The sequence below is a fragment of the Desulfobacter sp. genome (genome assembly GCF_050177295.1).
The window spans coordinates 1-7,505 of sequence record NZ_JBFXHE010000214.1; the positions used below are offsets into that span (position 1 = coordinate 1).

The window sequence follows — 7,505 nt, forward strand, 5'->3', positions numbered from 1 at the left end:
TGCCGCCATCACGGGCCTTATGATCGGCATTATTTTTGAAACCGGTATTTTGATTCTTCTGGGTGCCAAACGCCTAAGCTTTCCGCCGCTCATTGAATCGGTCTCCTACAGTGTGGGCGGGGTCTATTTTACCAATGTCAAGGTGATGATCATCATCATCAGCTTGTTGCTCATGCTGGCGTTGCACGCCTTTATCCAGAAAACCAAATGGGGGATGGCCATGCGCGCCATGTCCTTTGATTTTCTTGCCGTACCCCTCATGGGGGTCTCCATCAACATCATGGCGCCTTTAACCTTTGCCATTGGTGCGGGGCTGGCTGCGGTAGCCGGCATCCTCTACGGCCAGGCATTTCCCATCCTGGACCCGTACATGGGGGTCCTGATTGGCTGGAAAGCCTTTGTTGCGGCAATCCTTGGCGGGCGCGGCTCCATCAAGGGGGCAGCTTTGGCCGGTTATCTTCTAGGGTTTATTGAAATATTTGTCACCACCATATTTCCGTCCACCCTAAGGGATCTCATTGCCTATTCCATTATCCTTTTGATACTGACCTTCAGGCCAAAGGGATTTTTCGGCATGGAGTACAGCACCAAACTGCGACTGTAATCTTTTATCTCTATTACCCGTTTTCAGAAAGAAGCGTTGCCATGAAGATTGTACAATCCATAAAAAATTTGCTTTCCAACATACCCGTGGCAGGCTGGCTTTTAGGGATGCTGGCTGCTGTGTTGATTGAGTATTTCTGGGGGTATGATTATATTTCCTACTACCTGAGCCTGCCCAAAATCCCGGTACTGTTCGGTGCCATCTTAATGTTGAAGGAGCCTCTCATGATTCCCGGAGCCCTGGCCTATGACCTGCTTGTTTATGTCCTGCCGGTCTGCATTGTGGGAAAAGCCTCTGCTTTTTTTACCAACCCGCTGGCAGGCGCCATGGAGAAGCTGCCGTTATGGCTCTCCGTGCTCATCCATTTATGCTGTTTTTACGGCATATTATCACTTTGGGCCGGGATCAACGACTATCGTGTGCTTGTGGTGAAACTGACGCTGATATCCATTATCCTGACCATCAGCATCAACGTGATCAACGGCTACCAGGGTGAGTTCTCCTGTTCCCATCCGGGATTCATGGCTGTGGGCGCCTATGTCTCTTCCGCGATGACCCTGTTTCTGTTTGCCAATGACAAAATTTTCGGGGCTGCCGTGCTGCCGCCTTCCCTGGGGCCCTGGCTTTTTCCCTTTGCTTTGGTCATGGGCGGGATCGCCGCTGCCATTGCATCTCTTTTGGTGGCAATCCCCTCATTCAGGACCCGGGGGGATTACCTGGCCATCATCTCCCTGGCCTTCATGTTCATCGTAAAAAGTGCGGTGGAAAACCTCAATGTCATCGGCGGTGCCCGGGGCATGGGCGGGCAGCCTGATCTTGCCCCGCTCCATGTGATCTTTATCTGGACCATGCTGTGCATCTGGGTGATCCATAATTTTGTCACCTCCATCATGGGCAAGGCCCTTAATGCCGTGCGTGATGATGAGGCCGCTTCGGAATCCATGACCGTGAAAACCCGGAAGACCAAAATGACCGCATTCATGTTCGGCGCATTCTGGGCCGGTGTGGCCGGCGGGCTGTTTGCCCACGTGCTGGCCTATATCAACCCGGGCATGTTCAGCATCAACCGGCTGGCAGAAATTCTTGCCATGGTCTATTTCGGGGGCCTTAACTCCATTGTGGGGTCCATTGTGGGCGCTGTCTCCATCAACATCCTAGGCGAAGCCCTGCGTCCCCTGGAACTGTTCAAGTGGATCATTATTCCCCTGATACTGATCTGTGTCATGATCTTCAGGCCCTACGGCTTAATCTCTTTCAGGGAGATCAACGCCGGAAAACTTCTTGGGGCCAGAAAAAACAAATAAGGAGACGACCATGACGCCTTTGCTTCATGTAGATAAACTGACCCACTATTTCGGTGGGCTGCGGGCGGTCCACAACTATAATCTTTCGGTCGGGCCAAACCAGATTGTGGGGCTGATCGGCCCCAACGGTGCAGGGAAAACAACTGTTTTTAACCTGATCACAGGAGTCTATATCCCCACCCAGGGCCGTATTACCCTTGAAAATGAAAGTATTGTGGGGCTGGAAACCAATGAAATTGCGGCCAAGGGGCTTGGCAGAACCTTCCAGAACCTGGCGCTGTGGCGGCACATGAATGTGCTGGACCATATTAAAATGGCCCACTATTCCCAGCTCACCTACGGCCTGTTCGATGCATTCTTCAATACCGGCAAATGCAAAAGACAGGAAGCCCAAACCCAAGAGAACGCCTACCGGCTTCTGGAACTTTTTGATATCAAGCAGCACGCCCACCAGCTGGTGACAAGCCTTCCCTACGGGGCCCAGCGCCGGGTGGAAATGGCCCGGGCCATGGCCACCAATCCCAAGGTACTTTTTCTGGATGAGCCCACCGCAGGCATGACCCCGGATGAACTGATCCGGATGATCAAAATTATCAGACAGGTACACCGGGATTTCGGGGTGGCTATTTTTCTGATTGAACACCGCATGAAATTTGTGATGGAGCTTTGCCAGCATATCCAGACCCTGGTGTTTGGCGAAGTGATCGCCCAGGGACCTCCCGAAGAGATCCAGAACAACCCCCAGGTGATTGAAGCCTATCTGGGCAAGGAGGATTTGACCTGATGCAGCTCAACGTTAAAAATCTTAAGGTTTCCTACGGCAATATCAAGGCCCTCCACGGGCTTGCCTTCAGCATTGATGCCGGTGAAATCGTCACCATTATCGGAGCCAATGGTGCGGGTAAAAGCACCACCCTTCGGGCCATCTCCCGGATGGTGCCCAGTGAGCCGGGATCCATGATTGAATTTGAGGGGCAAGATGTGCTGTCCTATAACACCGACAAGGTGGTCAGCCGGCTTGGCATCTCCCATGTCCCCGAAGGCCGGAGAATTTTCGGCAACCTCACGGTAACGGAAAACCTGACCCTGGCCTGTTTTGCCAGAAAAGATACCAGGCAGATTGAAAAGGATAAAAAGTGGGTGTTTGATCTTTTCCCCCGCCTTGAAGAGCGAAAGAATCAGGTTGCCGGCACCCTGTCCGGGGGGGAGCAGCAGATGCTGGCCGTGGGCCGCGGCTATATGAGCGGCAGAAAACTCATGATTCTGGATGAGCCCTCCATGGGGCTTGCCCCTTTGCTCATGCTTGAAATGTTTGATGCCCTCAGAGAGATCAATAAATACGGCACCACCATCCTGCTGGTGGAGCAGAATGCCCGGCTTGCCCTTAAATTTGCCCAGAGAGGGTATGTGATTGAACATGGCGAACTTGTGCTTGAAGGCCCGGCAGATAAGCTGCTTGACGATCCGGAGGTGAAAAAAGCCTACCTGGGCGCATGAATTTTGGTTTGGGATTGCACGGATCTGTAACCGATGCTATTTGCCGATGACATCTTCTGCAATTTTTTGTTCCACTGCCGCTGTTACGGTCTTAAACACATAATCCCAATCCCCTGAAGAGGGCTGCCTGAATAATCTCATACCCGGATACCAGGGAGAATCGTCTCTGTTTGTCAGCCATCGCCAGTCCGGAGAAAAAGGCAGCAGCACCCAGGTTTCTTTTCCAAGGGCCCCCGCCAGATGAACTACCGCCGTATCCACTGAAATGATCAAATCCAGGTTGTTGATAATTGCAGCTGTATCGGCAAAGTCAGAAATCTCTTTTCCAAAATCCCGGATAAAGATGGTGTCTGGGTCTTGATCTGTCCATAATTCATGGGCTTCCTTTTGCAGGCTGTACAGATCAACGCCTTTTATCTCTTTTAGAGATGAAAACCGGCTTAAACTGACCGACCGCCGCCTGTCTCCCTTATGAGAAGGGTTTCCCGCCCATGCCACCCCGACACGCAATGCTTTTCCCTTTTTTATTCTGCCTTGCCAGACCCTGCTTAACTCTTTGTCAGCAGTCAGATACGGCACCTTTGAGGGAATCGTTTCAAGTGTTGATTTAAACAGCCTGGGAAGAGACATGATCGGCAGATGATAGTCAAACCGGTCTGTGACTGGGGGATCATTGTCATCCATTTGGATCTGGAGGCGGTCATACCCTTCAAAATTTACCATCAGCCTTGCCAATGCCGGTTTGCTCTCCAAAATGACTAGTGCACCCATGTTCCGGAGCAGAGGCAGATATCTGACAAATTGAATAAAATCGCCAAGCCCCTGTTCTCCATAAATGAATATGGTTTTACCGGATAAGGGTTCGCCATCCCAGACCTTTCCATTCAAAAATTTTCTTCGGGAAGACTTGTTCCACCGCCATTCATATTCAGCCCACCCTTTTTCAAAATCACCTGTGAGAAGATACAAAAACGCCCTGTTCAATAAAGTTGAGCTATGATCAGGTTCAATGGAAAGGGCCTGGTCAAAATCCTTTTCAGCCTCTTCAAACCGCCCGAAGAAACGATGGGACAGTCCGCGGTTGGAAAGGGCGCTGACATTGTCGGGCTCCAGTCCAATCGCCTGGTTGAAATCGGCAAATCCTTTTTCGATCAGTCCCAGACTATGGAAACAAATCCCCCTGTTGCAGAACGCCTCGCAAAATTTCGGGGCAAGTTCAATGGCCCGGTCAAAATTTTTAATGGCCTCTTCAAACCGCATCAGACCGTGCAGGGCCATGCCTCTGTTATGATAGGCGTCCGGGGAATTGGGATGGGATTTAATCGCCTGGTCACAATACGCCAGAGCCTGGTCATATTTTTTAAGTGTATTCAAATTGTTGGCAAGGTTAACCTGAAATTGAACAGATCCGGGTCTCAGTTGAAGGGCCTGCTTAAAGCTGTCCGCGGCCTTTTGAGCCTTTCCAAGCTTATCAAATACCAGCCCGCGGATATTATAAATTTCCGGAAGTTTGGGATTAATAGCAATGGCCTTTTCACAGTCCTTTAAAGCGGCATCCATATTTCCGGCATTCATCTGGGAAAAAGCCCTGTTGTTGTATCCATGGGCATTGTCAGGCTCCAGGGCAATGGCCCGGTCAAAACTTTTAACGGCCTGATCAGGATGCCCAAGTGTATCTAATGCGAGCCCGAGATTGAGATGGGCGTTATAAAAATCCGGGTCAATCTCAACGGCCATGGTGTAATCCTGCACCGCCTCTTTAATTCGTCCCATTTCCGAGTAGGCGACCCCGCGGTTATAGAAGCCTTCGGCGAAGTTGGGATTTAACCCAAGCATCCGGTCAAAAGCCGTAATCGCCTCTTCAACCCGTCCCAGGGCCTGGACCGCAGCACCTAACAGATTAAACAGAATAAAAGAATCCGGAAATTTTTTAAGCATCTCTTTGCAGTTTTGTTCTACCTGGGCCATATTTCCGGCCTGATACAGCCTGATCAATCCCTGGATCTGGTCGTTGGGCGGATGCCCTTCCCCGGGGCGTCCAGGGGGCTGCTTTTCATCCTTTTTGGGGGACGGGATCTTTTCCTGATGGTCTAAATAAGGATGCCCCAGATTATAGGAAATCTGAACATCATCCGGAATCAGGGATAACGCGCGCTCATAACTTGTGATGGCTTCATCTTTACGCCCCAGCTTGGCCAATGCCGCCCCCAGGTTGTAATGGGCTGGCGCCAGTTCAGGGGACAGGGAGACGGCCTGTTTAATCAAGGAAACGGCAAGCTCGGGCTTGTCTGCCTGATTGGCCAGTATGCCAAGAAAATGATAGGCAGACGCGTTGCCAGGGTCCATTTGAATGGCCTGCTTATAATACCGCCCGGCTTTTGGAAAATCCCCTTTTTTATGAAACTTGAGCCCTTGGGCCACCAGTTGATCTGCAGGGCCCGGGGTGCCAACGCTTTCCTTTTCACGCTTCGTATCATTGCTCTTTGAAGTTGTCATACCGTGTCCTTACTATCTGTTCTGGCACTAAATATGCTGCCTCTTCATGGAAAGAGAAATTCTTTTCCGGGGGATATCCACCTCAAGAATACGAACCTTGACCTGCTGTCGGACTTTGACAACTTCATTGGGATCTTTGATAAACCGGTCAGCCAGCTCGCTGATATGGACAAGTCCGTCCTGGTGAACACCGATATCCACAAAAGCACCAAATGCGGTGACATTGGTCACAATGCCCGGAACAATCATGTCCGGCAAAAGGTCTTTCATCTCATGGATGTCTTTGTCAAAGGAGAATGCCTGGAACGGCTGTCTCGGATCCCGGCCCGGGACTGCCAGTTCGGCAACGATGTCTTTAAGAGTGGGAAGCCCTGTGGCCGCCGTCACATAGGGTGTAAGGTCCATGCTTTGCACCGGGCTTTTTTCCGCCATCATCTCTTCCACACGGCAGCCCAGGTCTTTGGCCATCTGTTTGACCACGGGATAGGACTCGGGATGGATGCCGCTGCGGTCCAGAGGATTTTTCCCGTTTTGGATTCTTAAAAATCCTGCGGCCTGTTCAAATGCTTTTTTGCCCAGACGGGGCACCTTGAGGAAATCAGTTCTGGACCCAAAGGCACCGTTTTCATCCCGGTATTTGACCATGTTCGCGGCGATGCCGGCGTTCAGGCCGGATACCCGGGATAACAGCTGTTTTGATGCGGTGTTGGCCTCCACGCCCACCTGGTTGACACATGACACCACCACATCGTCCAGGGCGGTCTGGAGCATATTCTGATCCACATCGTGCTGGTACTGCCCCACCCCGATGGATTTGGGTTCCACCTTGACAAGCTCTGCCAGGGGATCCATGAGCCGTCTGCCGATTGAAACAGCCCCCCTGACCGTAATGTCGTGATCCGGGAATTCTTCCCTGGCTGTTTCCGAGGCTGAATAAATGGACGCCCCGCTTTCATCCACCATGATCACATCCACATCCTGGGGCAGTTTCAATTCCCTGATGAAGCTTTCCGTTTCCCGGCCTGCGGTGCCGTTTCCCACGGCTATGGCCCGGATTTCGTATTGGAAGACAAGTTTGGGAATGAGCTGTGCGGCAGCTAGTTTCCCGTTTGGCGTGTGGGGGTGGATTACATCATGGTGAACCAGCTTTCCCGTGGCGTCCAGGCAGGCGATCTTACACCCGGTGCGGAACCCTGGATCAAGCGCCAGTACGGGCCTGCTGCCAAGGGGCGGGGAAAGTAGCACCTGACGTAAATTGTCCGAGAAAACAGCGACTGCCTTTTCATCGGCCTTTTGTTTGAGAATGCGCAACGCCTCATTTTCAATGGATTTGGAGAGCAGCCGTTTGTATGCGTCTTCGGCGGCTGCAAGGATCTGGACCCGGCTTTGTGGACAGACCTTTCTTTTGCCCGGGTAAATCCCATGGATGATATTCAAAGCCTTTTTTTCATCGGGCAATACATGGACACGAAGAATTTTTTCAGTTGCTCCCCTGAGCATGGAAAGTATCCGGTGGGAAGGCGCTTTAAATGCTGGTTCCTCCCAGTCAAAATAGTCCTTGAACTTGGCCCCGTCGTCGTCTTTTCCCTTGATCACCGTTGCGT

At 51.5% G+C, this 7,505-nt stretch carries 6 protein-coding genes; 4 read left to right on the top strand and 2 right to left on the bottom strand.

The features are described from left to right. The 4 genes from AB7U36_RS14565 to AB7U36_RS14580 all read left to right on the top strand — a co-directional run. Positions 1–604 (top strand): branched-chain amino acid ABC transporter permease (locus AB7U36_RS14565; RefSeq protein ID WP_428160462.1); only part of this gene is annotated, 604 nt, incomplete at its 5' end. Between the two features lie 41 nt (positions 605–645). Next, complete coding sequence (locus AB7U36_RS14570) at positions 646–1,908, top strand: branched-chain amino acid ABC transporter permease (protein ID WP_428160463.1); 1,263 nt, start codon at positions 646–648, stop codon at positions 1,906–1,908. 10 nt (positions 1,909–1,918) lie between these two features. After that, positions 1,919–2,692 (top strand): ABC transporter ATP-binding protein, encoded by a 774-nt coding sequence (locus tag AB7U36_RS14575; RefSeq protein ID WP_428160464.1) that lies wholly within the window; start codon positions 1,919–1,921, stop codon positions 2,690–2,692. Further along, positions 2,692–3,405, top strand: a complete 714-nt coding sequence (locus tag AB7U36_RS14580; protein ID WP_428160465.1) for an ABC transporter ATP-binding protein — start codon at positions 2,692–2,694, stop codon at positions 3,403–3,405. Before AB7U36_RS14575 ends, AB7U36_RS14580 begins: the two co-directional genes overlap by 1 nt. A 36-nt stretch (positions 3,406–3,441) precedes the next feature. Here the strand turns inward: AB7U36_RS14580 and AB7U36_RS14585 are convergent, their stop codons facing one another. After that, positions 3,442–5,901, bottom strand: a complete 2,460-nt coding sequence (locus AB7U36_RS14585; protein ID WP_428160466.1) for a tetratricopeptide repeat protein — start codon at positions 5,899–5,901, stop codon at positions 3,442–3,444. A 27-nt stretch (positions 5,902–5,928) separates the two neighbouring features. Then, a partial coding sequence (locus tag AB7U36_RS14590) for a helix-hairpin-helix domain-containing protein (RefSeq protein ID WP_428160467.1) occupies positions 5,929–7,505 on the bottom strand: 1,577 nt, incomplete at its 5' end.